26 protein-coding genes are annotated in these 26476 nt (G+C 35.6%); 14 read left to right on the forward strand and 12 right to left on the reverse strand.

Features of this window, described 5'->3' with window-relative positions; genetic code table 11:
• Window positions 1-610: 610 nt before the first annotated feature.
• Window positions 611-1318: a plastoquinol terminal oxidase gene (locus IGQ45_10235; GenBank protein MBF2057574.1), complete on the reverse strand. Its 708-nt coding sequence runs from the start codon at window positions 1316-1318 to the stop codon at window positions 611-613.
• Between the two features lie 295 nt (window positions 1319-1613).
• Here IGQ45_10235 and bfr (IGQ45_10240) point away from each other — a divergent pair, with 295 nt between their 5' ends.
• Together bfr (IGQ45_10240) and bfr (IGQ45_10245) are read left to right on the forward strand one after the other, a co-directional pair.
• Window positions 1614-2078 carry a bacterioferritin gene (gene bfr / locus IGQ45_10240; GenBank protein MBF2057575.1) on the forward strand — a complete coding sequence of 155 codons (465 nt, stop codon included), beginning with the start codon at window positions 1614-1616 and terminating at the stop codon, window positions 2076-2078.
• 32 nt (window positions 2079-2110) lie between these two features.
• Window positions 2111-2581 (forward strand): bacterioferritin, encoded by a 471-nt coding sequence (bfr, locus tag IGQ45_10245; protein MBF2057576.1) that lies wholly within the window; start codon window positions 2111-2113, stop codon window positions 2579-2581.
• On the opposite strand, the gene IGQ45_10250 is transcribed toward bfr (IGQ45_10245), so the two are convergent.
• Entirely contained in the window at window positions 2578-2994 is a 417-nt protein-coding gene (locus tag IGQ45_10250) for a YjbQ family protein (GenBank protein ID MBF2057577.1), read from the reverse strand. The genes bfr (IGQ45_10245) and IGQ45_10250 overlap by 4 nt on opposite strands.
• A 143-nt stretch (window positions 2995-3137) precedes the next feature.
• On the opposite strand from IGQ45_10250, the gene psbA reads away from it, so the two are divergent.
• The 3 genes from psbA (at window position 3138) to IGQ45_10265 (ending at window position 5130) form a co-directional block, all read left to right on the forward strand.
• Complete coding sequence (gene psbA, locus IGQ45_10255; protein ID MBF2057578.1) at window positions 3138-4205, forward strand: photosystem II q(b) protein; 1068 nt, start codon at window positions 3138-3140, stop codon at window positions 4203-4205.
• Window positions 4206-4604: 399 nt separating this feature from the next.
• The gene (locus tag IGQ45_10260; protein MBF2057579.1) at window positions 4605-4880 is read left to right on the forward strand and encodes a BrnT family toxin; all 276 of its coding nucleotides are present in this window, start codon (window positions 4605-4607) and stop codon (window positions 4878-4880) included.
• Window positions 4864-5130 carry a BrnA antitoxin family protein gene (locus IGQ45_10265; protein ID MBF2057580.1) on the forward strand — a complete coding sequence of 89 codons (267 nt, stop codon included), beginning with the start codon at window positions 4864-4866 and terminating at the stop codon, window positions 5128-5130. Before IGQ45_10260 ends, IGQ45_10265 begins: the two co-directional genes overlap by 17 nt.
• Before the next feature lie 249 nt (window positions 5131-5379).
• Here the strand turns inward: IGQ45_10265 and ruvA are convergent, their stop codons facing one another.
• Window positions 5380-6018, reverse strand: coding sequence for a Holliday junction branch migration protein RuvA (gene ruvA / locus IGQ45_10270; GenBank protein MBF2057581.1), 639 nt, complete (start codon window positions 6016-6018; stop codon window positions 5380-5382).
• Window positions 6019-6635: 617 nt separating this feature from the next.
• Here ruvA and IGQ45_10275 point away from each other — a divergent pair.
• The 3 genes from IGQ45_10275 to purQ all read left to right on the forward strand — a co-directional run bounded on the left by IGQ45_10275 (window position 6636) and on the right by purQ (window position 9239).
• Window positions 6636-8126: an efflux RND transporter periplasmic adaptor subunit gene (locus IGQ45_10275; protein MBF2057582.1), complete on the forward strand. Its 1491-nt coding sequence runs from the start codon at window positions 6636-6638 to the stop codon at window positions 8124-8126.
• Window positions 8127-8280: 154 nt separating this feature from the next.
• A complete protein-coding gene (purS, locus tag IGQ45_10280) occupies window positions 8281-8541 on the forward strand; it encodes a phosphoribosylformylglycinamidine synthase subunit PurS (protein MBF2057583.1) in 261 nt (86 codons plus the stop codon).
• 2 nt (window positions 8542-8543) lie between these two features.
• The gene (gene purQ, locus IGQ45_10285; GenBank protein ID MBF2057584.1) at window positions 8544-9239 is read left to right on the forward strand and encodes a phosphoribosylformylglycinamidine synthase subunit PurQ; all 696 of its coding nucleotides are present in this window, start codon (window positions 8544-8546) and stop codon (window positions 9237-9239) included.
• Here purQ and IGQ45_10290 read toward each other — a convergent pair.
• Genes IGQ45_10290 through IGQ45_10300 form a run of 3 tightly spaced genes read right to left on the reverse strand, consistent with a single transcriptional unit; the run spans window position 9236 to window position 10697 of the window.
• Window positions 9236-9514, reverse strand: coding sequence for an ABC transporter ATP-binding protein (locus tag IGQ45_10290; GenBank protein ID MBF2057585.1), 279 nt, complete (start codon window positions 9512-9514; stop codon window positions 9236-9238). The two genes, purQ and IGQ45_10290, sit on opposite strands and share 4 nt — an antisense overlap.
• The gene (locus IGQ45_10295) at window positions 9483-10070 is read right to left on the reverse strand and encodes an ABC transporter ATP-binding protein (GenBank protein ID MBF2057586.1); all 588 of its coding nucleotides are present in this window, start codon (window positions 10068-10070) and stop codon (window positions 9483-9485) included. Before IGQ45_10295 ends, IGQ45_10290 begins: the two co-directional genes overlap by 32 nt.
• Window positions 10071-10073: 3 nt before the next feature.
• Complete coding sequence (locus IGQ45_10300; protein MBF2057587.1) at window positions 10074-10697, reverse strand: ABC transporter ATP-binding protein; 624 nt, start codon at window positions 10695-10697, stop codon at window positions 10074-10076.
• A gap of 59 nt (window positions 10698-10756) precedes the next feature.
• On the opposite strand from IGQ45_10300, the gene IGQ45_10305 reads away from it, so the two are divergent.
• Window positions 10757-11068, forward strand: coding sequence for a hypothetical protein (locus IGQ45_10305; GenBank protein ID MBF2057588.1), 312 nt, complete (start codon window positions 10757-10759; stop codon window positions 11066-11068).
• Between the two features lie 524 nt (window positions 11069-11592).
• Here the strand turns inward: IGQ45_10305 and IGQ45_10310 are convergent.
• From IGQ45_10310 to IGQ45_10325, 4 genes are all read right to left on the reverse strand, one after another.
• Window positions 11593-12690 carry a PepSY domain-containing protein gene (locus IGQ45_10310; GenBank protein MBF2057589.1) on the reverse strand — a complete coding sequence of 366 codons (1098 nt, stop codon included), beginning with the start codon at window positions 12688-12690 and terminating at the stop codon, window positions 11593-11595.
• A 131-nt stretch (window positions 12691-12821) separates the two neighbouring features.
• The gene (locus IGQ45_10315; GenBank protein MBF2057590.1) at window positions 12822-13754 is read right to left on the reverse strand and encodes an ABC transporter ATP-binding protein; all 933 of its coding nucleotides are present in this window, start codon (window positions 13752-13754) and stop codon (window positions 12822-12824) included.
• Between the two features lie 3 nt (window positions 13755-13757).
• On the reverse strand, window positions 13758-16256 hold the full coding sequence (locus IGQ45_10320) for a TonB-dependent receptor (GenBank protein MBF2057591.1): 2499 nt from the start codon (window positions 16254-16256) through the stop codon (window positions 13758-13760).
• Window positions 16257-16865: 609 nt separating this feature from the next.
• A complete protein-coding gene (locus IGQ45_10325) occupies window positions 16866-17072 on the reverse strand; it encodes a hypothetical protein (protein ID MBF2057592.1) in 207 nt (68 codons plus the stop codon).
• A gap of 506 nt (window positions 17073-17578) precedes the next feature.
• On the opposite strand from IGQ45_10325, the gene IGQ45_10330 reads away from it, so the two are divergent.
• The 3 genes from IGQ45_10330 to IGQ45_10340 all read left to right on the forward strand — a co-directional run bounded on the left by IGQ45_10330 (window position 17579) and on the right by IGQ45_10340 (window position 19673).
• Window positions 17579-17746 carry a hypothetical protein gene (locus IGQ45_10330; GenBank protein MBF2057593.1) on the forward strand — a complete coding sequence of 56 codons (168 nt, stop codon included), beginning with the start codon at window positions 17579-17581 and terminating at the stop codon, window positions 17744-17746.
• Between the two features lie 79 nt (window positions 17747-17825).
• Window positions 17826-18944, forward strand: coding sequence for a branched-chain amino acid ABC transporter permease (locus IGQ45_10335; protein ID MBF2057594.1), 1119 nt, complete (start codon window positions 17826-17828; stop codon window positions 18942-18944).
• 60 nt (window positions 18945-19004) lie between these two features.
• Window positions 19005-19673 carry a sugar transferase gene (locus IGQ45_10340; protein MBF2057595.1) on the forward strand — a complete coding sequence of 223 codons (669 nt, stop codon included), beginning with the start codon at window positions 19005-19007 and terminating at the stop codon, window positions 19671-19673.
• Between the two features lie 696 nt (window positions 19674-20369).
• Here the strand turns inward: IGQ45_10340 and IGQ45_10345 are convergent.
• Window positions 20370-21503 (reverse strand): histidinol-phosphate transaminase, encoded by a 1134-nt coding sequence (locus IGQ45_10345; protein MBF2057596.1) that lies wholly within the window; start codon window positions 21501-21503, stop codon window positions 20370-20372.
• A gap of 224 nt (window positions 21504-21727) precedes the next feature.
• Here IGQ45_10345 and IGQ45_10350 point away from each other — a divergent pair, with 224 nt between their 5' ends.
• Window positions 21728-22432, forward strand: coding sequence for a phosphatidate cytidylyltransferase (locus IGQ45_10350; GenBank protein ID MBF2057597.1), 705 nt, complete (start codon window positions 21728-21730; stop codon window positions 22430-22432).
• Window positions 22433-22442: 10 nt separating this feature from the next.
• A complete protein-coding gene (locus tag IGQ45_10355; protein ID MBF2057598.1) occupies window positions 22443-23315 on the forward strand; it encodes an aldose epimerase in 873 nt (290 codons plus the stop codon).
• A 465-nt stretch (window positions 23316-23780) separates the two neighbouring features.
• Here the strand turns inward: IGQ45_10355 and IGQ45_10360 are convergent, their stop codons facing one another.
• Complete coding sequence (locus IGQ45_10360; GenBank protein MBF2057599.1) at window positions 23781-26027, reverse strand: VacB/RNase II family 3'-5' exoribonuclease; 2247 nt, start codon at window positions 26025-26027, stop codon at window positions 23781-23783.
• Window positions 26028-26476 lie beyond the last annotated feature (449 nt).

Here is a 26476-nt window from a genome sequence, read left to right on the forward strand (position 1 = left end):
ATACTTTCTCTCTTCCTCTGACAAAAAATTTTTGTAAGGCATCAATTACACCTAAGTTTTATCTTTTCTAACCCAAATTATATACCATATCAATGCGTCTTAGCTTACATGGGTGGAGTACGGATTTCGCTAGTGTAAACAAGAATTAGGTTGGACAGATTATCGTTTAACGAAAGGAAAAGACATTGTAAAGTGGTGGGAAATAATTAATAGTGTTTATTGGATGATTAGCTTAAAAACTAAGCCAATTAAACAATTAATAAATAAGGAAAAGAGTGATGAAAATAAGGAAGAAAAAAGAATAGAGCATGAAGATTGGCGTAATTTTAATAGTTGGAAAAATACATTAATAAATTACAGAATTATGATTTAACCAATATCAACATTTGGAGCAATATTGCCACTGATGTTACGCAAAATATAGAATTAATTGTTGGTGTCAGGTGTCGGGTGTCAGGTATTAGGTTAAAGAATTGACAAGAAACTTATGTTTATTGATCTTTTTGTTGTACAAGAGTCTATGGAGGGAAGGGTTTTAAACCTGAAACCTGCTACCTGAAACCTCCCTTAACGTAACATTTGAATCAGTGCGTAACGTCAGTAAAATTAATTAAACTCTAGTTACTTCGTTTTGTACTTCTTTTTCAGTATTAATGAGGGGTAAATCTTGGGCAATGAGAGTATGGGGGCTATGGAAACTATTTTGGGCAGTAGGATTTTGACAAGCTACCATGGTCTTAACGTGTTCCATTTCGTCATCTCTAATAGCCACGAATACATCGTAAAGATTATTTATTGCTGGCCGGCGCACTTCACCGGGGTGGGAAGTTTGAAACTGATCAAACATATACAAATCTCCGTCACGGTAATAGTTTAGAGCAACGGGAGGGGCGCTTTGAGTTTTGAGAATTGCCTCATGGCTAGTCAAAAAACTATCATAACTTTCGTAGGCGTGTTCTTCCACTAATTCCATGAAATGATAGGCAGAGGCGGGGGAAACCACATACAATGCAACAACAATCCAATAGTAAAGTAAGGCAACAGTTTTAGCGAGAAGCCTATCTACCCAAAAATTAGAACCTCCTAAAGATTCCATGATTAAAAGGTGGTGTAATTCATTCCATGACTCAGCAAAGTGGATTTTTAACCAATCAGCTTTACGCCAAAAACCTAAGGTTTCATAGAGGTGTAATACTGACAGATAAGAAAAATAAGGCACTCTAGCCACCGTTTCCAATACATAAAACCTCGGATACGGGCGCTGGGCATACACCTTATTGATTACAAACACTAAAATACCAACTAAAAGACGAATCATATCTTAAACTCCGATTTTGATTCAACATACTTTTAATCTAACACCATTATTTTTGTCCCTCTCAAAACTACTTATTGTTTTAACAATTAATATGATTATCTCCTTTGATTAATTAAGCCATGATTTTTGGCTGAGGGAAAGAAGAAAAATTATCAAATAATAATTTATCTTCTTATTGTCAATAACAATTATCAATAACAAAAAATAATTGAGAGAATATATATGAATAGAAGGTTTGAAGTTGCTGTTTAATTGAGAATGAGATATGATGAAATGGTAATAAACGGGGAAAATTATGCAAGGCAACCAAGAAATTAAAGAACAACTTAATAATATTTTAAAGTATAAGTTGACCGCAATTAATCAGTTTTTCCTACACGCCAGAATGTGCAAAAATTGGGGGTTAAATCGTCTCAATGAATATGAATATCGCTACTCCATCAAATTAATGAAACAAGCCGATAAAATTATTGAGCGCGTTTTTTTCCTCGAAGGATTACCAAACTTGCAAGATTTAGGCAGTTTATTAATAGGGGAAGATGTTCCCGAAATTTTAACAAACGACTTAAATCTAACCACACAAATGGCAGAAAACCTGCGCAGTGGCATTAGTATTTGTGAAACTCAACAAGATTACGTCACCAGAGACTTATTCACCGAATTATTAGAAGAAACCGAAGAACAAATAGATTGGATTGAAAGCCAACAATGGTTAATTACCAATTCGGGATTAGAAAACTTCTTACAATCCATGCTTTAAATTTTCACACATTATTAATCATAGAGGAAACAATGAAAGGCAACAAAAAAGTTATCAAACAACTGCAAAAACTTCTACGCACAGAATTATCAGCCAGAGATCAATATTTTACCCACTCCAGAATGTATCAAGATTGGGGTTTAAACAAATTATATGAACGCATTAACCATGAAATGCAAGACGAAACCCAACACGCTGACTCTTTAATTAAGCGTATCTTATTTTTGGAAGGTACACCCGATTTATCGGATCAAGATGACCTAAGAATCGGTAAGACTGTTTCAGAAATGTTACAAAATGATCTTGATGTTGAGTATGAAGTAGTGGGTAATTTAAAGGAAGCTATCGCCCTCTGTGAAGCTGAACAAGATTACGTCACCAGAGACCTCTTACTTGGTATGTTAGCAGATACAGAAGAGGATCACGCCTATTGGTTAGAAAAACAATTAGGGTTAATTGATAAGATTGGTTTACAAAACTATATACAATCCCAAATGGGCTAATTTCCCTGTATATTAATGGCGATTTGACGTTGGTGGGAGTGCGCCCGATGCTCCCACAAATATAACCCCTGCCAAGTACCCAATAACAATCGACCTTGATTAACAGGAATATTCTCAGAAGTATTGGTCAAAACTGAGCGAATGTGAGAGGGCATATCATCAGCGCCCTCCGCACTATGCAAATAATCAGTCAAATTCTCAGGAACAAGTTTAGCAAAAAAAACCGTTAAATCCGTCAACACATCTGGATCTGCATTTTCTTGAATAATCAAACTAGCACTAGTATGTAGAATAAAGACAGTGCATAAACCCGTGCTAATGCCCGAACGACTTACCACCTGCTGAACTTGGGCTGTAATTTTATGTAAAGCCTTCGGGCTACTTTTGACCTTGATAGTCTCTTGATAGTTCATAATCAATAATTAAAACTTATATTTAATATAAAAAATATTTTCCTTAGAATATTTGACAAAACTTTACTTAGTAGTATATTATTATGAATACAGTGAGAAATCACTTAATTGTACCTCGAAAAATCATATAGAAATCATAAAAGATGACTACCACATTACAACAACAACGGTCTTCCACTTGGGAGCAGTTTTGTCAGTGGATCACCTCTACCAACAACCGCTTATATGTAGGCTGGTTCGGTGTATTAATGATCCCTTGCTTATTAGCTGCAACCACTTGCTTCTTAATCGCTTTCGTAGCTGCTCCTCCTGTGGATATCGACGGTATCCGTGAACCAGTTGCTGGTTCTTTATTGTACGGCAACAACATCATCTCTGGTGCTGTAGTACCTAGCTCCAATGCTATCGGTTTACACTTCTACCCTATTTGGGAAGCTGCATCCTTAGATGAGTGGTTATACAACGGTGGTCCTTACCAATTAGTAGTATTCCATTTCTTAATCGGAATTTTCTGCTACATGGGTCGTCAGTGGGAATTATCCTACCGTTTAGGAATGCGTCCTTGGATTTGTGTTGCATACTCTGCACCTGTATCCGCTGCGACTGCAGTATTCTTAATCTACCCCATTGGTCAAGGTTCTTTCTCCGATGGTATGCCTTTAGGTATCTCTGGTACTTTCAACTTCATGTTTGTATTCCAAGCTGAACACAACATCTTAATGCACCCCTTCCATATGTTGGGTGTAGCTGGTGTATTCGGTGGTTCTTTATTCTCTGCAATGCACGGTTCTCTCGTAACTTCTTCTTTAGTTCGTGAAACCACTGAAACTGAGTCTCAGAACTATGGTTACAAATTCGGTCAAGAAGAAGAAACCTACAACATCGTAGCTGCTCACGGATATTTTGGTCGTTTAATCTTCCAATATGCTTCCTTCAACAACAGCCGCGCGTTACACTTCTTCTTAGGTGCATGGCCTGTAATTGGTATTTGGTTCACCGCAATGGGTGTAAGTACCATGGCATTCAACTTAAATGGTTTCAATTTCAACCAGTCTATCTTAGATAGTCAAGGTCATGTAATCGGAACTTGGGCAGACGTATTAAACCGCGCTAACATCGGTATCGAAGTAATGCACGAACGTAACGCTCACAACTTCCCCTTAGATTTAGCCTCTGCTGAAGCAGTTTCTGCTCCTGTAATCAACGGTTAATCTCTAATCGGATTAAAAATTAAATAATAACTAGAAAGCGCTCTCTGCTACGGTGGGGGGCGCTTTTTGGTGTCTTTAATTGTCATGAGCTTTAGCACATTTCTGTCCCGCAACTGGGACACTTGTAAAAAGTTGCATCCACCTCTGTTGAAAATGTAATTTTACAATTGGGACAAATCGCCATTCCATGATCACAGTTGTAGATTGGCTACATATTGTATTTTAATACTAGATATGATAAAAATTTTGTTAATTTTTTAGAAGTATTCACTTAGCTTCATGTCGGTATTTCTCAACGTAGTGGAGTTAATCCGAGGGGAATCTAAAAAAGTAGTTTTTTTGATTGGGGTAAATTTAATGTAAACTTGTCTAAATAAACATTTTTAGTATAGACTATAAATGCGATTCCATTGGGATAAAAATAAAGCTGAATCTAATTTTCTTAAACATGGTATTACTTTTGAAGATGCTGTTACAATCTTTGCAGACCCTTATTTACTTTTTACTGAAGACATAAAACACTCACAAAAAGAGCAAAGAGAATGGGCAATGGGTGAATCAGAAAATGGTTTAATTTTAGTAGTTGTATTCACCGTCCGTCAAGAAGTATTCAGAATTATTAGTGCCAGAAAAGCAACAAAAAAGGAGCGTCAAAGATATGAAGAAGGAATCTGAATTCCCTTTTGAAAGGGCAAGGCAAGTTACACCAGAGGAAAATGAAAAGTTCCGAAAAGCTATTGCATCTCAGTTTAATCTTAAACTAAGAAAGCGTGGACGACCTGCTAAGGATGAAAATGAGTTATATGAACAAATATCAATTAGGCTTCATCCAGAAGTATTAGCTTGGGCAAAAAAAGAGGCGGAAAAACAAGGTATCGGTTATCAAACTGTGATCAATCAAACTCTTTTGCAACAGATTATTTAAAAATAATTATTGACAGGGGGTATTAGAAACACTGAAAGGAATTCTCGGTTACGGTGGAGGGCTCTTTTTGGTGTCCGTTTTATTATAGGAAAAAAGTTTCTTTTAAATGTATCATAAATGGTCGTTGCTGATCTCGAGTATGATTCGTCTTTATTTAAGATGGCTAAACTATTAAATAGTAAATATTCCAGATTATTAATTTTTTATCTTCATACCTTGATTCAGCAACGCTAAATATTTTCTGCACTATTAAATATCACTGGAAAGAAAAGTAATAGCGCCCCTAATCCATTCTTCTACTAATGGATTTTTACATAATAAACTATCTTGGCTGATCACAGAAATTGCCCGTTGGATTTCCTCCTCTGTATATCCTAGTGCCAGTAAGGTCATTTCTAAATCAGCTAGGATGGAGGGCGCTGGGGGGGTATTACCATCTGCAAAGTTAATTCCTGCCTCCAAGCGCCACTGAGATAATTTTGTTTTCAATTCTAAGGCAATTCTTTCGGCGGTTTTTTGTCCCACTCCCGGGGTTTTTGCTAACATTCTAGTATTTCCCGTGACAATTGCTTGTACTAATTCCTCTAACCCTAATGTATCGATGAGGTTGAGGGCGCTTTGTACTCCGATTCCTGATACATTGATTAATTGACGAAATAAATCTCTTTGTGCAGGGCTTTGAAAGCCATATAATATTTGTTGATCTTCTCTAATTTGTAAGTGGGTAAAAATTTGTATATCTTGATTTTTTTTTGTTTCTAAATCACGAGCGAAACGAGAAAATATTTGAACCTCATAACCAATATTATTCACTTCCAAAATTAGAAAAATTCGTTTATTATGACTGTGAATAACTTTAATTAAATTACCTTTTAAATAACTGATCATATAGCTTGTCTATCCTAACTTAAATGTAAGCAAAAGGATAATATAGCAATTCTTAATCGTATTGTGGTTATACTGCACCTAGAGATGTGGTATGTGCAGAGGTAATTAGGGGTTGCTGAAAAAGTATTTTGGTGAGGGGAGGTATCAGGTTTCAGGTGAAATACTTATAAATCAAAGACTTTGCCGTAATAATCATTCTCCATAAATTGCTATTGTGTATCAATTATTTTTGATTCCAATACCAGAAACACAGATTTTTTAGCGAAAAAGAGTATTTTTGACACTTTTTATGGCTTTTTTTCTGCTTAAAACCTTTATTAGACAAGAGTTTTGATTTATTCAGCAAACCCTAATTAGAAATAGAGGATTAATTGCGGTAGAGCATACCGTGAATCAAATTACTTACGGAGACGTACTAACGGGGATTAATCAAAATTGGATTAGTCTAGTTAACTGTCTGTGAGGTAAGAATCCCTCATCACAATCTTTTATTTGATGGTGGGAGTATCATGTCAATATCTCCATTTTTTCATCAAGCCCTATATAGATGTCATTTTGTAAAAAAATAGCTAAAATTAGGTAACATTTGTTAACAGTGAGCAAAAGTCAATAAAACAATGTCAGAACTACAGAACCAAGTAGAAGAAGTGACCAGCCCAGATGACACTTCCGAAGACCAAGAGACCAAAAATGTCAAAAAAACTAATTGGCTGGGTATCAGTAGCGGTATATTGCTCATAGGAGGAGTTTTTGCAGGGGGTTGGTACTGGTATAATCAAGCCAATCAGCCACAAGAAGTAATGGCACAAATGCCCCCTACAGGAGTTGAGTTAATGGCGGTGGGATCGGAAACCATCGAAATTTCCAGCGAAGTTTTAGCCAATTTTTCTGCTAGTCAAACAGTAGCACTAAGACCAGAAATTGACGGGCGCATTACAGATATTTTTGTGCGAGAAGGGGATACTGTCAGTGTCGGGCAGGAGTTATTTGCCCTTGACAGTGAAACGTTACAAGCGGAGTTAAGACAAGCAGAAGCCGGTTTAACCAGCGCCCTTGCCACTTTAGCAGAATTGGAAGCAGGAAGCAGAGATGAGGATATAGCGGTGGCGCACGCCGCCTTACAGGAAGCAGAAATTAGATTAAATAACGCTAGGGAAGGGGCATCCCCCGAAGAAATCGCCCAAGCTCAAGCCCAAGTAGAACAAGCTCAAGCGGATGCGAATTTAGCCACTGAGAGGGTTAAACGTAATACCGTATTGGTGCAAGAAGGAGCAATTTCCCAAGATCGTTTCGATGCCCTAAAAACGGAAGCGGAAAGCACTAGGGCGCAGGTAGAACAAGCCCAACGCCGTTTGAGTCAACTCAAACAAGGCAGACAGTCTAATTTAGGGGAATTACAGGCACAAGTCGAACAGGCTCAACAAAACCTCAATCGGGTAGAAGCGGGGGCAAGAAGTGAAACCATTGACCAAGCGAGGGCAAATGTTAGTGAAGCTGAAGCCAATGTGGCGCGTCTTCAATCAGAGTTAGATAAAGCTGTGGTGAGGGCGCCCATCGATGGCATTGTGGGTGATATTCCTGTAAAAATTGGGGAGTATGTCCAAAATGGGGATAATTTGACTAATTTAACTCAAAATGACCTTTTAGAGCTAAATTTATCTGTACCCGTGTCTAGCGCCCCCCAATTGCGTTTAGGATTACCTGTAGAAATTTTAGACCAAGAAGGAAATCCTTTAAGTGAAGGCGAAATCAGCTTTATTTCTCCCAATGTTTCGGCTGATTCCCAGTTAATTTTAGCTAAAGCAAATTTTCCTAACGGAGAAGGATTTTTAAACCGTCAATTCATCAGCGCACGCATAATTTGGTCAGAAACTACAGGGGTGACAGTGCCTACCACCGCTATTTCTAGGATTGGGGGACAAAATTTCGTTTTTGTGGCGCAACCTGCAGAGGAAGGGGAAGGATTGATTGCATTACAAAAACAAGTAGAATTAGGCACAATTCAGGGTAACACTTACGAGGTAATCAGTGGCTTGGAAGTGGGAGATGAAGTGGTTACGGCTGGGATTCTCAAAATTAGGGATGGTAGCCCCATTCAACCTCTTTAGCAATAATTGGGGAGGGGAGAAAGGGAGAAGGGGAGAAAGGGAGAAGGATTATAATTCATAATTCATAATTCATAATTCATAATTCATTCAACCTTTGCCCTTTTAATGATAGGATGAAGGGCGCTAATTAAATGATCCTGCTTAGTGATTTGTTATGAAAAAGTATTCAGCGCGCGTCTATGTAACCTTGAGAAATTCAGTATTAGATACAGCAGGAACAGCAGTAGAATCAGGTTTACATCAGTTAGGCTATGAAGGGATAGAAGGGGTAAGAATCGGGAAATATATCCAAATGAATTTAAGCGCCCTCCACCGTGAGGAAGCCGAAAAGAATTTACATCAAATGTGTGATCAATTATTGGCTAATCCCGTCATTGAAAACTACTCTTTTGAATTAACTGCGGTGGAGGAATAATCATGAAATTTGGTATAGTTGTTTTCCCCGGCTCAAATTGTGATCGTGATGTGGCAATGGTGACAGAAGGCATTTTAAATCAACCTACCCGTATGGTATGGCATCAGGAAACGGATATTAGTGATCTTGATGTGATAATTGTACCGGGTGGTTTTAGCTACGGCGATTACTTGCGTTGTGGCGCTATCGCTCGTTTTTCCCCCGTGATGAATAGTATTATTGCTCATGGTCAAGCTGGTAAATATGTATTAGGTATCTGTAACGGTTTTCAAGTGTTGACAGAGTCAGGGTTGTTGCGAGGGGCGCTGGTGCGTAATCGAGACTTACATTTTATTTGCGATCAAGTGCCTGTTAGGGTAGAACATAATAACTCAGTGTGGACAAATAATTATCAATGTCAGCAAGTGTTATCTTTACCCATTGCCCATGGTGAGGGTAATTATTTTGCCGATGACGATACCTTAAAAGCCTTAGAGGATAATCAACAAATTATTTTCCGTTATTGTGATGGTGAGGGAAAAATCAATTCTTCTGGTAATCCTAACGGTTCCTGTGGTAACATCGCTGGAATTACTAATGAAAAGGGTAATGTTTTGGGTATGATGCCTCACCCTGAGAGGGCAAGTGATGCCATGTTGGGCTTTACCGATGGGAGGGCGCTGTTTACCAGCATTTTATCTGCTATGGTTGGAGTCTAAATGCAAACCTTAATAGGGAATTGCATTTGATAGAAATAGGCATATCTTTTTTCTTCTAATAGTAGTTGATCATGAGTACCCATTTCCACAATTTTACCCTTTTCTAAAACCACAATTTTATCAGCTTTTTTAATAGTGCTTAAACGATGGGCAATTACTAAACAACTACGATTTTTTAATAACTCCGTTAAGGCTTCTTGAATTAAAAATTCCGACTCTGTATCCAAAGAAGAAGTCGCCTCATCAAGAATTAAAAAACGGGGATTTTTCACCAGCGCCCGAAGTACCAACCAAAGCCACTGTTTTTCCTGCTTCAATAGTCAAGTTAAATTCTTTTAAAATATGATTACTTTGGGCATAATTAAAAGTAATATTTTCTAGTTTAATTTTTCCTTTAATTTCTGGTAAAATTACCGCATTTTCTTTCTCTTTAACTTCTGTTTCCGTATCCAGAGTTTCAAAAATACGTTGGAGGGCGCTGGCACCTTTTTGAATAGTATGAATTATTTTACTATAACGTTTTACCGGTTGATTAATCTGATTAAGATAAGCTAAAAATGCCGTTAACTCCCCAACGGTAAGCTGATTTTTCATCACCTCCCATGAACCATAAATCAGGACAATAATATAACCTAAATAGTTCATAAAATCGACAATAGGAGAAAAAGAAGAAGAAAGAAATACCGCCTTTAAATTAGCTTCCTTATTTTCTTCATTTAAGTCAGAAAAACGATTAATTTCATAACCTTCATTAGCACAGGCTTTAATTAATTTAACATTAGTGAAAGTTTCTTGTAAATGATTATAAATTTCTGCTTTGCGATCTCTCATATTTTAATAAGCAGAGCGAATAGTACTACCTAAAACCTGAGTTAAATAAATCATTATAGGCAAAGTAATTAAAATTAAAATTGTTACCTTCCAATCAGCATAAAAAAGGTAACTAACCACCACCACAAAAGTAAAAATTTCGGCGATAATTTCCACCACTTCAGTAGTAATTAACTTTTCTACCGCTTCTACATCTTGAATGACTTTACCCATCAGCGCCCCTGTACGTTGATTCTCAAAAAAACTAAGGGATAAATATTGTAAATGTTCATATAAATTAGCCCTCAAATCAAAAATTATTCTTTGTCCAACTAAAGAACTAATATAACTTCTCGCAAAATTTAAACCACCAATAATTAAAGCAGTAATAGCAATTCCTCCCCCCAACCAAGGAATTAAATCAAAGCGCTTATTAGGAATTATAACATCAATAAAATAACGGGTAATTTGAGGTATTAAAACTTGAATAAAAGAACCAATAAAAATTAAAATAGAACCAATAAAAAGCAGTAATTTATATTTTAATAAATAACTACTAAAATGTTTAATTAAACTAAAGCTATTAGCTTCAATTGTGAAATCTTTTGGTTTTCCTTCCGCTATTTTGCGAATAAAATTACTTTGCATAATATTATTTATTTGTATTTGTGTTAAACTTTTTTAAAATGGGATAAACTTTTAATTTCATGAAAAGAATTCATCTTGCCTTATCAACCCAAAACCTCCATGAAAGTATTTTAGAATATAATCAACGTTTATCAGTAAAACCTACTATCATCATTGATAATGAGTATGCTTTATGGCGCACTCCAACCATCAATTTTTCCCTTAGAGTTGATTATAATTGTCATCCGGGTAGCCTAAGAAACTTAGATTGGGAAGATGACGAAGCAACGGAATTTACTCAAGATACTGATGTTAACGGAATTATTTGGGAACATTTTAGTTATGAAAATCAATTAGCAGAAATAAAAGATATTTGGAATTTAGAAACTTAAATAAACATCATATTGTTACTAGTAAAAAATTAAAGTTTGTAGGTTGGGTTAGCGACAGCGTAACCCAACAATAAACGATGGCAAAATAAAAGTTTAATATCATATTCTAGTAATCTGTTATAGTTATTTCAATTAAGATTGAAACAAGTTAAAAAATTTGTAGAGTGATAAACCGCCCACCATTGAATATCTTGCGATAATTATTAGTAATAGAAAACTGTTTCATTGTTATTTAAAATGACTATATAAAAGATTATCTCTTCGTAATTTACCCACCGTGTAATGAATTACACGGCTAATGGATAACGTTCAATGAATTGAACTTAGATAATTTTATACTCATATAGTGGGCAGAAAGACACTGGGTTAAGTGGAAAATGAAAGAGTTTAATTTATTAAACGGCATCACGGTAGCAGTGAAATTTATTACACGGCGATGTCAATGGTTCAAAACTCTTTATATTTATAGGCTCTAATTTTATTCAGCGCACCCTAATTATTAGTCGTTAATGATTTATTAACAACTAATTTTGGCGTAGATTTTGGCTTAGATAAATTAACATTTTTCCCCACCATAAACTAAAACCAGTAAAAGCTAAACTAGCTAAAATAATGCCTAAAATAAAATAAAAAATCAACACTAAAACACTGCCAAAAGTACCATAATGTAACACCTTTACAGAGGCTTTAAGTTGGTTATACCAAGACTGTTGACTAAAATCATCTACCATAGTCACATTACCATTATAAGGATTAACCGTTACTGTGCTTTTGCCTTGAGGGGTAATATCATTGGCTAATTTAAAACGAAAAGTTACTCCTTTTTCTAAATCAGTAGGAAAATTTACCTCCGTAAACTTACCGTTAACAATCTCTTTTTTTGCCGTTGATAACATTGACTCTAAAGATAATAAATTATTACTTTTATCAGTAGTAATGATTTCCGCTAAATCAGTTTTTACAGCAGGAGAAAACATTAAATCTCTAATCGGTTTATCTAAAGCTAGAATAGCGCCCGTCACCGCAAAATTAGCCACAAAAACTAAGGATAAAATACCAATTACTTTATGTAAATCATAATTTAATAAACGCCATTTTGAGCCAAAACGAATTTTAAAACCCATGGCTAATTTTTGCCATCCATTCCACAACCATAAACCAGTAATTGTTAACAAAAATAAACTAATTCCCACTAAACCAAGTAAAATTTTTCCTGTTATACCAGTTAATAACTCTGTATGAATTTTAATCAAAATAGGATCAAAAGTATGATTTCTTTGGTAAATATGGAGTATTTCTCCTGTTTGAGGGTGAAGGTAAAAATCTTGACGAATATCATTCACATTATGGACAACTAAACGATAAGATTGATTGATTTCTTTAGGGATAATAATTTTTTTCAAATAACTATCAGGATAATCATTAACCATAATATCTCTAATATCACTTAATCCTAAAAATGGTTTATTATCGTCAATGATAACTTGATTAACTTCATTTCTAATCACAGGGTTAATTTCCCTATCCCAAACTAAATAACTACCAGTTAAAGCGATAAATATTATTATTAAAGCTAAATTTAAACCTAATATTTTATGAAGTTTTAGAGCAATTTTTTTCATATTGATAATTTATTTTTTTATCTCTTTAATAATTAATCTTTTAAGGTTTTATATGGGTTAAAAAATTTAAACCTATATGGGTTGAATGATATTCAACCCCTACGAATAAAAAAATTAACCCAAAAAATTATTTATAAGGGAGTTAAAACCCTTGTTAAAGCTGGATAAGATTCTCTGGCTTTATTATAAACCTTAGCAATCTCTCCTAATGGTTTTGACAATAAATTAAGATTAATCCAAAATAAAACTAAATCACCGGCGGTAATTTCTTGGGGAAGAATATCGATAGGTAAAATAGTGGCAACAATTACTAAAATAAATAAACCAAACCATGTCAAAAAATCCACTAGAACTTCTGTACCTTGTTTAAACATTTCTAGTTTCATGACTTGCTTTAAAAATGAGTCTTGATGTCTGGCAAATTCTACATTTTTATCTTTACTGGTAGAAGAAGCAATTTCTTGTTGTGTTTCTAACATTTCTAAACTTGCCTGTTGAATGAATTTACTAAAAATAAATCCCATAAACATGGGAGGTAAAACAGCAATTAATAAGGCTGGTATCCATTCAGGAGCAAGGTTAACTTGCCAAACAACAACAGAAATAACTTGAGAAACAATTTTCCAGCCATCTTTATGAATTACATCAATAGCTGGTTTTGCTTTACTACAATCAAATAATATACGAGATATATCTTCGGTTGTTTCTTCTTTTTTTCTCCTTTCTAAATAAGTTCTTTGTAAGCATAAAATCATTTTTGTTTCAAATATTTTATCAATAATTTTATCGCCAAAATTTAGTAATGCTAAAGCTAGAAATATTCCCCCAAATTTAATGATATATTCATGTAAAGAATCACTGATATTGAGATCACTATTATCCTTTAAATCGTCAAGAAAACTTTTACTCATCCATGCTTTAGTTGGTTCAAGCGCGGAGACGATAACGGTAGATAAAATGGCGGCAATCATCCATCCCGGATAAATCCACAGCAGTTTAAATAAGTCTTTACCAATCCTAACTAAATTAGGGGGAAGTGGATTTTTTTTCAAAAAAAGTGCCATTAATTAAAATCTCCAGTTAACTCCAAATAAAATACTTTGTCCGCCTTTTTCTTCTCCGATACTACTCTCGCCATTTGGTTCGATTTCTTCTTCTATTTTTGAGGTTTCATTGGTTAAATTATAAATATCAAAAAATAAACTAAATTGATCACTGATCTTTTGTCTTAAACTAAGGTTAATGGCAGATTTCGCCCGTATATTTGTAATCGTGCCGTCAGCTTCTAGGGTGCTACTGTCGCCGACATAATTCCAATATAAGGCGACTTGAGTGCCTGATGGTTCATAGTTATAGTTAAAACCGAGATTAGAAATAAAATTGGGTACTTCTTGAAAACTGCGAGAAACACCATTGCGATCGTTTAATTCTGAACCGATAATAGTTTGATTTGCCCACAAAGTTAAACCTTCTAAGGCTTTTACCCCTGTAAAACCAAAGTTAATTTCTTGTTCTAATTCTACCCCTGTTAATGTACCATCTCCCACATTTTGGACTTTAAAAACGTCTTTACCATCAATTATTTGATCGGTTATTTCTTCTTCTAATACTCCTGTAATCCATTTATTAAAAAAGTTAATACCTAGATTAAAATATTCTTTTTTATAAGTAGCTCCTATGTCTAAATTCCAAGCTCTGGCTGGGTCTAATTCAGGATTTCCAATGACAAAACGATCGTCCTTGTCACTAATAAAAGGACCTAATTCATCAAATTCTGGTCGATTTAAGCTACGAGATAAACCTAAGTTAAAGGCTAAATCTGCTCTGGGTTCATAAAGAAAAAATATGGATGGTAAAATATCGGTGATAGATTTTTTGCTCGGGTTATTATCATTTGAACCACTTTCGGCGTTTAAGTTAACGTGTTCTACTCTAACACCGGGCAGGATACTAAAGGTATCGTTAAAGAAAATTTGATTTTGAATAAATCCTGCAAAATAATTTTCGGTTAAGTTATATTTATCTTCGGCTTCAGTTTTATCTTTTTCGTTGCCATTTTTATCAATTTCTAGTCTCGATTTATCCCGAAAACGATCCCGAAGGCGAACAGCTGTACCGATTTTAAGCTCTTGGCGCACTCCGCCGTTTATGGGTATGGTGAGGGCGCTGGTAAAATTAATGATACTATCTTCTTTCGATTCTAGTTCTAATTCTGTTTTATCAACCTGATTATCTTTTAGTTTTTCTTTATTTTCATCTTTGGTTTCAATGGTGGTAAAATAACCCAGTTGACTATCTAAAGTCATACCATTGTTAAATCGGTGATTATTATTGAAGGCGATACCCCAATTATCTTTATTTTTATCTTCCCTTTCGATTTCTGTGTTAATTTTCGGCGCGTCTCCACCATTTTTAGGTGGTGTTGTATTGATTATCGTTATCTCTTTCAATTCTTGTAAAGAAAAGAAATAGGGTTGAAAAGTGATGCTTCCTTGAGGATAAAAATAACCTAGTTTTAATAACGCATTATGATAGGTTTGATCTTTAAATTCGTCTTCGGTTTCCACTTCGCCATCAGAAAATGTTTTAATTTTGTTAATATCTAAAGGATTGCGGGAATAACCTAAACCGCCGATAAAACCGAAGTTTTCGCTTTTTCTTTCACCATATACTAAGGCAGAGTCAAATAAGCCGTTGGCGAGGGAGTTTCTGCCACCATAGCCGATTTTACCTTGAAAAGTTGACTCTCCTAAATTGGGAATAGGCACAGTTTCTACGGCAACTCTCCCAGCAATACCGTCGCTTTCAAATTCGGCACTACTATTACGAATAATATTAATTTGATCCACAAAAAGGGAGGGAAAGCTACCGATTTGATATTCTCTTTTTTCCCCAGTATCGGGTAAGGTAACGCCGTCAATTTGCAAACGGGTAAATTCTTTACCTAAGCCTCTCAAGCGCACGTATTTATCTTCTCCGGGGTTTCCTGTCATGACTACGCCGGGTAATTGTTTGATTATATCTCCAAGAAAAAGGGAAGGGCGCGTTAAGATTTCTTCTCGTTGTAGTTGCGCTTGGGGGATAATTTCCCGTAAAGATTCTGTTTCATTTTCTCCCGTGACAATAATTTCAATATTCTGGATTTCTTCTTCTGCCAAAATATTATTTTCATTGATATTGAAAACTATTCCTTGTGGTATGGTTTTAATTTCTGTTTGGGGTGCGCCTTGTTTGCCCCAAATTTCAATTTTGATGGTTTCGTTTTCTATGGCAATGATACTGACTGAGGCAAGGTTAGAATCAATATCATCGGGGATAAATTGTCGATTTACTCCTTCACCGAGTCGAACTTGGGGGATTTCGATAATTAATCTTTCTCCTTCTACTCTACTCAGAGGCGTTAACAATCCCTCGTTATCGCTGGTTAGTTGTAGGGAATATTCTCCATTGGTTTTGACTAAATCAATGGCGGTAATGGTAGTTACAGCTAAATTTTGGGCGGTGAGGGGCGCTGGGGGCAAGATAATCATCCCCCCCATAGCAATGATTAATTTTTCTATTTTCATTTGTATTTGTATTTGTGTTGAATAATGAACAAAAATGGTTTCTTCGCAATTTCTCCACCCTGTGATGAATGTTTTTGTAGGCGAAATAAAACTTAACAATTCTGAAACCCCCAACCCCTCCTAGCCTCCCCTTCGTAAGTAGGGTTTTTTCATTGTCAGGATCAAAATTTATTTGTTTTGGACAAGGAGACAATATAAGGATGATCCCCCCCAACCCCCCTTAAAAAGGGGGGAGATTCAGGGAGACAGGAGGATTTTTTACTATTAATTGATTTGTTAGTAATTAAAAACCTCTGAATTTCGGACGATTAGCTATTTTGAGAAACTGACATTTTTGAGAATGAAAACGCCCTGCTTCGTAAGGGAGGGGATGAGAGAGGGGAGCAATATTTTAGAATAATGGGACTAAAATTATTTAGATGAACTTAATGTACAAAGTCTTTTTAAATTTTCAAAAACAGGCTATTACCTCGATTTTTTAAAGATCAAGAAGATTAGTAAGTATAAATCGAGTAAAATATTGTTAATTTGTATTTGTGTTTTATGCCGTCCTTTAAGTTAGTGGTCGGTTTTTGTCACCCTAACTTGACGGTTTTTTTTTGTCTGCAATTACGACGCTAAAGGCGCTTCTTCTGCTAAAGTTTCAGATTTACTGGTGGTTTCTGAGTCTTTCTTTTGGTGTTTTTTGCCATGTTTGTCTTTCTTCCCTTTCTCTTTAACCGCTTCTTTCTCATTTGATGGGGTGACGGGCGCAGGGGTAGCTTGTAATTCCTCACTTGATTGAGTGGAGGGCGCTGGAGTGGCTTGTACTTCCACCTATTTCGTTTCCGTAGAGGGGAGGGCGCTGGTGACGGCAAGGGCGCTGTCATAACCCGTGAAAATGACTAAACTCAAGCTGAGAATCAGACCGATAATAGTTAAAAGGCTTTTTTTCATTGGTGCTACTACACTTATTGAGGATATTTCTTATTTTTTTTGCAAATAATGCTAACCTACTATCAAAATTATCTGAAGATAATACTTAAATTGATGAGCTTAAATCTACGGTAATATCAGGTTTCAGTAATTAATTATCAATAAAATAAGTTACCTTTTACTACATTGAGTCAAGTAAAACCTAAGCGCAGATTAGTTAATTGTCCTTAACTGTGTGAACTTCATATGATCTATCTAGTAGTATTTTTTTTGCAAAAACATAATCTTTTAGTTGACTATTTTAGTCAATAGATAATAATTATGAAGTAAATAGTAATAAAAGTCAATAAGACTTCCTAAAGAAATTTTTATTATTAATCTGCTAACTTGAGATTGGCATAATACTGTTGGATTGGATTGTCGATTTTTTTTACCAGCGCCCTCCACCGTTTTTTGATAAGACTATTAACTTCTTATTCATTGATCGTTTAAGCCATATTTGCCCGTTAATTAGAGTTAGTTCTGCCTACGGTTTAGGGTGTAATACTCATCCCTCAGCAGTTTCTCCCCGATAATTAATGATAATTTGTGACAAAGCAAAAGGTAACTATTGTTATATGATGATGTAGTTGCATGAAAGATCATTAACTTAAAATGATTCAATATCTGGTATTTTTAACAATTTCCACGGCTTTATATAGTATTTTTGCCCTCGGTTTAAATTTACAATGGGGTTTTACAGGGTTAATTAATTTTGGTCATGTGGCATTTATGACCATTGGCGCCTATACTACGGTATTATTAACCCTGCAAGGTGTGCCAATGCTTTTAGCGGTGGTGATTGGGGCGGTGGGCGCTGCAATTTTAGGTTTTCTCATTGGTGCTACCAGTATTCGCTTAAGACAAGACTATTTAGCTATTGTTACTATTGGCGGTGCAGAGTTTATCCGCTTAGTGGTACAAAATGAACAATGGTTGACAAAAGGCACTTTCGGCATTCAACGTTTTCCGTTGCCCTTTGGTGATTTTCAGCCCAATTTTTTAGGTAGGTTAATGATGATTTTCATTTTGACATTGTTAACTATTTTTGTCGCTTGGCGTATTACTATTAATCTTCGTCAACAGTTGCGCCTAGGGAGAGAGATAAAAGGAAAAAGTTTTCAGGCTTCCGCGCGCGCTTTAGTTTTGTTTTGGGGTGCAGTGGCTTTGGTTGTGGGTGGCATGGTTTATATTAATGCTGTAATGGCTTTATATAATTACAGTTATAAAGCTGGTTTAATGTTATTGGTTTTAATTGCTTTGGCTGTAGTTTACTACGGTTTAGAGATTTTGGTGCATTCCCCTTGGGGTAGAGTATTAAAAGCCATTCGAGAAGATGAGGAGATTCCTCGTGCTTTGGGCAAAAATGTTTTTTGGTATAAGTTACAGGCTTTTATGTTGGGTGGTGCTATTGCTGGGGTGGCGGGCGCTTTTTATGCTTGGCAGTTAACGACTATTTATCCTAGCGGTTTTGAGCCTTTATTAACCTTCAATGCTTGGATTATCGTGGTTTTAGGTGGTTCGGGTAATAATGCTGGAAGTATTTTAGGCTCTTTAATTTTTTGGGGTTATTATTCTTTAACTCGGTTTATGTTTAGTGGTTCAGATTTACTCGATGATGCTCAGTTAGGGGCGCTGAGAATTATGATTATTGGTTTAATTTTAATGGTGCTAATGGTATCACGTCCGCAGGGTATTCTAGGGAAGAAAGGGGAGTTATCTTTAGGAAAATAATTTTGCTCTCATGATTGATTGTTATGTTATGTTTTTAATAGCAATTTTACGCCCCCTTTCATGAGATATCTTAATTCATCAATGGAAACTGATTTTTGTTCTGATAATCCTACCGATGAAGTTCATCCTTCTGTTTATAGTAAGCTCAAACGTTTAATTGATGTGTTGGGGGCGCTGGTAGGTTTATCTATCACCAGTATTGTATTTATTCCTTTAGCTATTTTGATTAAATTAGATAGTACTGGTCCTATTTTTTTTCATCAAAAACGTTGCGGATTAAAAGGAGAAGTTTTTACAATTACAAAATTTCGTTCTATGACTGTTGATGCGGAAAAAAAGCGACATTTGGTTAGTAATCAGGCGAAGGGGCATATTTTCAAAAATCACCAAGACCCTAGAATTACGAAAGTTGGTAAGATTATTCGTAGTTGCAGTTTAGATGAGTTTCCGCAATTTTGGAATGTATTAAAGGGTGACATGAGTTTAGTTGGCACGCGCCCTCCAACCCCCCAAGAAGTTTCTTACTACAATTCTTATCATCTTTTACGTTTAAATGTCAAACCCGGTTTAACGGGGGAATGGCAGGTAAAAGGGCGCTCTCATATTTTGGATTTTGAGGAAATTGTGGCGCTAGATTTAGAATATCAGCGTAAATGGTCGGTAAAATATGATTTAATTTTAATTCTCAAAACTATTGCGGTGGTGCTAAAGAAGACGGGCGCTGTTTAATTAGGTAGGGGTTGCTGAAAAAGTATTTTGCTGAGGGGAGGGAATTGAGAATGTAGAATTGAGAATGTAGAATGTAGAATTTTTGACTGGGATGAAAAAAAATACAGTATTTTTGGAGAAAAAAGTCAATTTATGACACTTTTTGTTATGTAGAATAGACTTTAAACCTTTATTTAACAAGGGTTTTGATTTATTCAGCAGACCCTAATTAGATGTGAACAAAAAGTTAAGTTATATTAAGTTCAGATAATTAGTTACAAATAGATTATCTCTTCGCACTTTACCCACCGTGTAATGAATTACACGGCTAATGATTTTTCGTTCAATAAATTGAACTAAGATGTTGATATTACTAATTTGTAAGTGTTCAAGCAGACTTGATATTATGAGGAGAATTGACAATTGATAATGAATCTCCCCTCTCCTGTGGGAGCAGGGCGTTTTCATTCTCAAAAATGTTAGTTTCTCAAACTAGCCAATAATCTGAAATTCAGAGGTTTTTAACTACTAATAAATCAATTAATAGTAAAAAATCCTCCTGTCTCCCTGAATCTCCCCCCTTTTTAAGGGGGGTTGGGGGGGATCATCCTTATATTGTCTTCTTGTCAAAAACAAATCAATTTTGATCCTGACTTTGAAAACACCCTGCTGTGGGAGAGGGGTTGGAGGTGAGGGTAAAGCATTTCTATCCCTACTTTAACAGCGCCCTCCGCCGAAAATCTCATTAAACCTGCTTAAAAAACGATCATTTTCGTGCTTATTACCAATGGAAATTCGGAAACCTCCTCCCGTATAACGAATGAAAATATTATCTTCTTTAAAACTGTCTAAAATTTGTTGATAATCTTCTGTTTCGACTTCTCCTTTTAAACGTACATAAATAAAGTTAGCATCACTAGACCAAACTTTAATTTTATCATTACAAATCAAAGCATCATAAACCCTTTTTTGTTCATTCATTACCTCTTGAATAGAAGGTAAAATTAAGGCTCGATTTTCTAAAGCGGTAATGGTGGCTAGTTGAGAAAAAGTGGGTAAATTATAGGGAAGTCTTATTTTTTCTAATATGGTAATAATAGCCGAATGAGCCACAGCGCCCCCCACCCGATGCGCCGCCAATCGAAAAGCCTTAGAAAAAGTGCGTAATATTAACCAGTTTGAATGGGATAATAATTCAGGTAATAAAGTTTGTTGACTAAATTCATAATAAGCCTCATCAATTACTACTAAAATATCTTTTGATAAACTTTTTAACCACTCAATTTCTTTAGGTGTTAAACAATTAGCAGTGGGAGAATTAGGATGCACCACAAAAACTACTTTTATGGGTAAAGAATCAGGGTTATTAATAGCTTGATTTGCTTTTTCTAAATCAATACTAAAATCCACTTCGTTACGATTAATGTTAACAACGGGAATCCCCAATGTTTGGGCTAAAATACCATACATAGAAAAGGTGGGATTAAAGACTAAAATTGACCCTTGATTATTCAAACAAGTAGCAATTAAAATAGAGCGAATTAACTCATCCGAGCCACTTCCTAATGAGATAAAATCAGGTGTAATTTCACCTTTTAAATGGGCAGATTCATTAAGGTATTCTGCCATTAATTGTTTTAATGGTAAATGGCTACCATCAGGATAACGATTAGTGGCAATTTTTTGCTCATAAAAAATTGCTAATTTTTCTCTAATTTCATCAGGTAAATTAAAAGGACTTTCATTGGCATCTAAACGTACTAAGTTTCGATTATCGGTGACGGGCGCTGGGTGATATGCACTCAAAGAAAGTAAATCTTGACGAATAAATGATAAACTATTTTCAGCCATTATATTTAATAGTATTTACGCAAATCAAAGGACAAGAAACAAATATAAATTAAAGGTAGCTCGGACTACTATTAAATTTGCTCACTTCTTAAAATATGGAGTTTTAACCCTTTATTATTCTGGAAAATATTTAAAAAGTTAATATTTAAAAGTTTTTTAATTGAGATTGCTTATGATAACATTAGGTTTAATAATAATCATATTTTAACATATTATTTCAACTAATGAATTTAACTTTAAATGAAATTTTAGCTATTAATAGAGAAGATTTATCCAGCGCCCTTCTCGTGTTTATATACTTGGGTTTATTAATTTTTACTGCCGAGACTTTAAGCCGAAAATATCAACTAGAATCAGAAATTACTAGAAAAATTGTTCATATTGGAGCCGGTCAAGTTATCCTAATGGCATGGTGGTTGAAGATACCTACTAATTTAATTCTTGTAGCGTCGGGGGGTGCTGGATTAGTGGCAATTACATCTTATTTATTACCAATTTTGCCTAGCGTTAACAGTGTCGGGCGAAAAAGTTTAGGCACTTTATTTTATGCCCTAAGTATTGGTATTTTAGCGTGGTTATTCTGGCAAAAATCCCTCCCACAATTTACAGTTATCGGCATTTTGATTATGACATGGGGAGACGCGCTGGCGGCGCTCATTGGTCAAAAATGGGGCAAAAATAAGTATGTTTTACTAGGAAATAAAAAAAGTTGGGAAGGCTCATTTACCATGATGTTAGTAAGTTTTGTAGTAGTTTTAGTAATTTTAACCCTAACTCAGTCTTGGCAAAATGATTTAATCATAGTCGCTATTTTAACGGCAATAATTGCCACATTTTTAGAGTCATTTTCGTGGTTAGGCATAGATAACTTAACAGTACCTGTTATCAGCGCAATATTTTGCTATTATTTACAACAAATACTAATTTAGAAAACAATTTATGTTTAATATTTCCATCAAAAATGAAGACTATCTCACCTATATACTCAAAGACGAAAATAACAACTCCCATGTTGAGATCGTGCCAGAAAAAGGAGGAATAATAACCAAGTGGAAAAAACAAGGACAAGATATATTTTACTTAGACGAGGAAAGATTCAAAAATCCTCAACTTAGTGTCAGAGGTGGTAATCCAATTTTATTTCCTATTTGTGGCAACTTACCCGATAATATTTTTCACTATCAAGACAAAAAATATCAACTAAAACAACATGGTTTTGCAAGGGATTTACCTTGGCAAGTAGTGGCGCAATCCTGTGACGAAAAATCAGCGCACCTCACCCTACGCTTACTTAGTAATAAGGAAACAATGAAAGTATATCCCTTTGAATTTGAAATAAACTTCACCTATAAACTGGTGGCAAATAAAATTATTATTGAGCAAGAATATATAAACAAATCACAAGAAATAATGCCCTTTAGCGCTGGTTTTCATCCTTATTTTTGGTGTCAGGATAAACAACAAATTGAATTAATTATTCCAGCCACAGAATATACCAATAAAACAGGAGATAAGACCTATCCTTTTGACAATTCATTAGACTATGAACAAGAAGAAATAGACATAGCCTTTAAAAAAATTAACAGCGCCCGTGCCTCTTTCCTAAATCGCAAAAGAAACCATAAAATCACCTTAGAATACTCCGATTTTTTCACAACCTTAGTATTTTGGACAGTAAAAGGGAAAGACTTTATCTGTGTTGAGCCGTGGAGTGCGCCGCGCAATGCTATAAATACAGGTGATAAGCTAATACATCTTAAACCTCAACAAACCTACAAGGCAACCCTAGAAATGTCCGTAACAGGAATTTAATTCAAAAGGGAAAAGGGCAAGGGGCAAAGGGCAAAGGTTTAAATACTTTAAAATCAATGGTATTAAGTTATATATTTTTGGTGCATTAACCATAAATATGTATCAATTTTTTTTTGATGTGGGTGTAGAAAAATAGACTCATATCAAGTTTGTTTGATAACTTATAAATTAACTAAAAATAATATTAGTTCAATTTATTGAACGTGATTCCGTTGGTTCCGTGTAATTCATTACACGGTGGGGAAGTAGCGAAGATACAATCTTTTAATAAGTAATTATCCAAACCTGATATAATTCGGGTTTGCTGAATAAATCAAAACTCTTGTCAAATAAAGGTTTTAAGCACAGTTGTAAAGGTGTCGGGTATCGGGTGTTAGGTATTAGGTTTGAAAATTACACCTGAAACCTGCAACCTGAAGCCTGAAACCTAGTCACCTTTGCCCTTTTTTCATCACTAGAGACTAACTAATCCTCAAAATCAGCATCAACAGCATCACTACCACCGCGCACCGTAACTAAATCAACTTGCTGACGGTAATAATCAACGCTTTTAATTTCCACCTCGACTTTATCCCCTAAACGATAAGCCGTGCGATTTTTGCGCCCCACTAAACAGGTATGGCGTGGTCGATGTTCATACCAATCATCTTTAAGTGAGCTAACATGAACTAAACCCTCCACCAAAGAATCCTCAATTTGGACAAAAAAGCCATAGGATTGGACACCGGTAATTAAACCACTGAAGATTTGACCTGTGCAATCTTTCATTTTTTCTGCCTTTTTCAAACCAGCCAAATCTTTTTCCGCATCATGGGCAATTTTTTCCCTTTCATTGAGGTGAGTTACTAAAGAATGTAAATCAGCTTCCAAATTAGCTTGAATGGCTGGGGGTAAAACATTCCAGTGAATTTCCCCATGACAGAGATTGCTTCTTAGGTTAACACCTTTTTTGGTATTGCTATGACGGCGATCGCGCCCATGATCAAACATGCCCTTAATTACCCTTTGAATATGTAAATCGATGTAACGTTGTCCGGGAGAAACACAATGGGTATAAATAGGATAGGCTAAACCAAAATGGGGCGCTGGATGTTGGGTATATTTATCATCCTTGAGGGAACATAATAACAAATAATTTAACACCTTATCATAGTCAGATTTGCCAAATTCTTGGGTCAAATGGTAGTAGTCGAGAGGTAACAAATCCTCCTCTGATTGGAGGGTAAAATCAAGGCTGAGGTTAGTTACTAATTTTAATAAGTCTTCCAATTCATCCCAATCCGGCTTGGCTTGGGTACAATAAATTGCCGGTAAACTTAACTCATGTAAATGTTCTGCCACCAGTTTACCCACTAATACCATTAACTCTGTCATGAGGGATAGTACTGGTAGCTCGGCATAGGAAGCGATAGCACCAATGCGCCCTTCATCCTTGAAATAAGAAGTAATCTCATCCAAAGCAATGTCGAAACCTCCCCTTTGTAACCGTTGCGCTTTTACCAACGGACTGAGGGTAAAGAAAATTTGGTTTAACATAGGTAAGACGGGCGCTAAATTATCTTTAGCAGTGCCTAAACCGATCATGTTTTGAATCTCTTTGTAGGTTAAATGATGATCCACTCGTACGACAGAAGGTTGCAAATTATATTCTATTACTTGCCCTTTGTCATCAAAAGTAATAAATACTGATACAGTCAAGCGATCTTCTCCCGCTACCAAAGAACAGCATTTCTCCACCGCAGGGGGTAAGAGAGGGATGATTTTATCAGCTAAATGAACTGTAGTAGCTCGTTTACGGGCTTCTCTGTCGAGGTGTGTATCCGCTTCCACATAATGGGCAACATCAGCAATATGCACCCCTAAACACCAATTTCCTTGCTCGTTTTGCTCAAGGGTAAAAGCATTTTCAATTAATAAATCTAAGCCAACAACGTTATCTTGTTCTAGGGTGATGGTTAATTGCTCCCGTAAATCGAGACGTTTGGCTAACTCTTCCTCGCTGATGATGGATGTCATATCAGCAACTTTTTTTAAGACTCGCTCGGAAAAATCTTGGGGTAAGTCATGCTTAGAAGAGACAATATCAGTATCGGCGGCGGCTTCTGCATCACTGCCTAAAACCCTCATTACCTTACCAATAGGAGGATTTTGTCCGATGGGATACCTTAAGACGTTAACATGAACGAGGTGATTAATAGCATCCCTGAGGGACTCTGGTTCATCTTTGAGTTTTACCTCAAAGAGAAGTCGGTCATCGAGAGGTACGGCTCGAAATTCTTGTTCATCTTGCACCACTCGGGCTAAAACTGAGGGGTTTGCCCTTTCGGTGATTAGTTTAACTTCTCCTTCGGGAGATCTTCTTCTCGTGCCTTCTTTGATAATTTTGACTAAAACTCGGTCACTATTCCAAGCGTGATTGAGGTGACTTTCTCTGATATAGATGTCGTCAGCATCTTCTTCGTCTTGGATGGCGAAGCAAAATCCTTTACTAGAACAACGTAATTTAGCTTCTACTACGTCAGCTTCGGAGACTCGGCGATATTTACCAAATTCTTTGGTGACAACGCCAATTTTTTCTAGTACATCGAGGGCAATTTGTAGTTTTTCTAGCTCTTCTGGGTCTTCACAACCCAATTTTTTTTCTAAAGTTTTACCCGGTACTAATTTATCTTGGCTAAGGTGAGCAAGAATTGTAGCGATTGAAAATTCCATTGATAATCGTCCTGTCAATATCTATTTTTTGTGAACATTTAATGTGAGGTATGGTTAAAGCTAAATATTTTGCTTTTTTGACCTCTTTAGGAGTCAAAAGTTACTTTTTTCCTGACAGTGGGGAGAAAATTTAGTGGAGTTGTTCCTTAAACTTTGGTCTCTGACTATTATTTTTTCCAGTTTTCCCGACTCTAATTAGTTGGGTATTTTTTCTCTCTTGATGTTTACTCAACTAAGTAGAGATAACGGTGAAGGGCGCTGGATATCAATATTTGTCTTCTTCTGAAAGGTTAATTATGGGGGGAATTAGACATAGTCAGATGTTTTTCTCTGTAATTGACTGTAGGTTTTGACAGTTACTTTTTACTCTTGATTCTAAAATATACCTTATTTTGTGCAAAAAGAGCAAAGAACAATGGATAATTGATAATTGACAATGGGCAGTAAAA

It is taken from the genome of Cyanobacterium sp. T60_A2020_053 (assembly GCA_015272165.1).
GTDB lineage: Bacteria > Cyanobacteriota > Cyanobacteriia > Cyanobacteriales > Cyanobacteriaceae > Cyanobacterium.

Excerpts from the sequence above, each read along its gene's own strand:
- psbA (MBF2057578.1), top strand. The coding sequence starts at position 3,138 with ATGACTACCACATTACAACAACAACGGTCTTCCACTTGGGAGCAGTTT.
- IGQ45_10305 (MBF2057588.1), top strand. The coding sequence starts at position 10,757 with ATGAAAAGAATTCATCTTGCCTTATCAACCCAAAACCTCCATGAAAGT.
- purS (MBF2057583.1), top strand. The coding sequence starts at position 8,281 with ATGAAAAAGTATTCAGCGCGCGTCTATGTAACCTTGAGAAATTCAGTA.
- ruvA (MBF2057581.1), bottom strand. The coding sequence starts at position 6,018 with ATGATCAGTTATTTAAAAGGTAATTTAATTAAAGTTATTCACAGTCAT.
- bfr (MBF2057576.1), top strand. The coding sequence starts at position 2,111 with ATGAAAGGCAACAAAAAAGTTATCAAACAACTGCAAAAACTTCTACGC.
- purQ (MBF2057584.1), top strand. The coding sequence starts at position 8,544 with ATGAAATTTGGTATAGTTGTTTTCCCCGGCTCAAATTGTGATCGTGAT.
- IGQ45_10355 (MBF2057598.1), top strand. The coding sequence starts at position 22,443 with ATGTTTAATATTTCCATCAAAAATGAAGACTATCTCACCTATATACTC.
- IGQ45_10310 (MBF2057589.1), bottom strand. The coding sequence starts at position 12,690 with ATGAAAAAAATTGCTCTAAAACTTCATAAAATATTAGGTTTAAATTTA.
- IGQ45_10295 (MBF2057586.1), bottom strand. The coding sequence starts at position 10,070 with ATGAGAGATCGCAAAGCAGAAATTTATAATCATTTACAAGAAACTTTC.
- IGQ45_10250 (MBF2057577.1), bottom strand. The coding sequence starts at position 2,994 with ATGAACTATCAAGAGACTATCAAGGTCAAAAGTAGCCCGAAGGCTTTA.
- IGQ45_10335 (MBF2057594.1), top strand. The coding sequence starts at position 17,826 with ATGATTCAATATCTGGTATTTTTAACAATTTCCACGGCTTTATATAGT.
- IGQ45_10360 (MBF2057599.1), bottom strand. The coding sequence starts at position 26,027 with ATGGAATTTTCAATCGCTACAATTCTTGCTCACCTTAGCCAAGATAAA.
- bfr (MBF2057575.1), top strand. The coding sequence starts at position 1,614 with ATGCAAGGCAACCAAGAAATTAAAGAACAACTTAATAATATTTTAAAG.
- IGQ45_10275 (MBF2057582.1), top strand. The coding sequence starts at position 6,636 with ATGTCAGAACTACAGAACCAAGTAGAAGAAGTGACCAGCCCAGATGAC.
- IGQ45_10315 (MBF2057590.1), bottom strand. The coding sequence starts at position 13,754 with ATGGCACTTTTTTTGAAAAAAAATCCACTTCCCCCTAATTTAGTTAGG.
- IGQ45_10260 (MBF2057579.1), top strand. The coding sequence starts at position 4,605 with ATGCGATTCCATTGGGATAAAAATAAAGCTGAATCTAATTTTCTTAAA.
- IGQ45_10265 (MBF2057580.1), top strand. The coding sequence starts at position 4,864 with ATGAAGAAGGAATCTGAATTCCCTTTTGAAAGGGCAAGGCAAGTTACA.
- IGQ45_10345 (MBF2057596.1), bottom strand. The coding sequence starts at position 21,503 with ATGGCTGAAAATAGTTTATCATTTATTCGTCAAGATTTACTTTCTTTG.
- IGQ45_10235 (MBF2057574.1), bottom strand. The coding sequence starts at position 1,318 with ATGATTCGTCTTTTAGTTGGTATTTTAGTGTTTGTAATCAATAAGGTG.
- IGQ45_10320 (MBF2057591.1), bottom strand. The coding sequence starts at position 16,256 with ATGAAAATAGAAAAATTAATCATTGCTATGGGGGGGATGATTATCTTG.
- IGQ45_10300 (MBF2057587.1), bottom strand. The coding sequence starts at position 10,697 with ATGCAAAGTAATTTTATTCGCAAAATAGCGGAAGGAAAACCAAAAGAT.
- IGQ45_10340 (MBF2057595.1), top strand. The coding sequence starts at position 19,005 with ATGAGATATCTTAATTCATCAATGGAAACTGATTTTTGTTCTGATAAT.
- IGQ45_10350 (MBF2057597.1), top strand. The coding sequence starts at position 21,728 with ATGAATTTAACTTTAAATGAAATTTTAGCTATTAATAGAGAAGATTTA.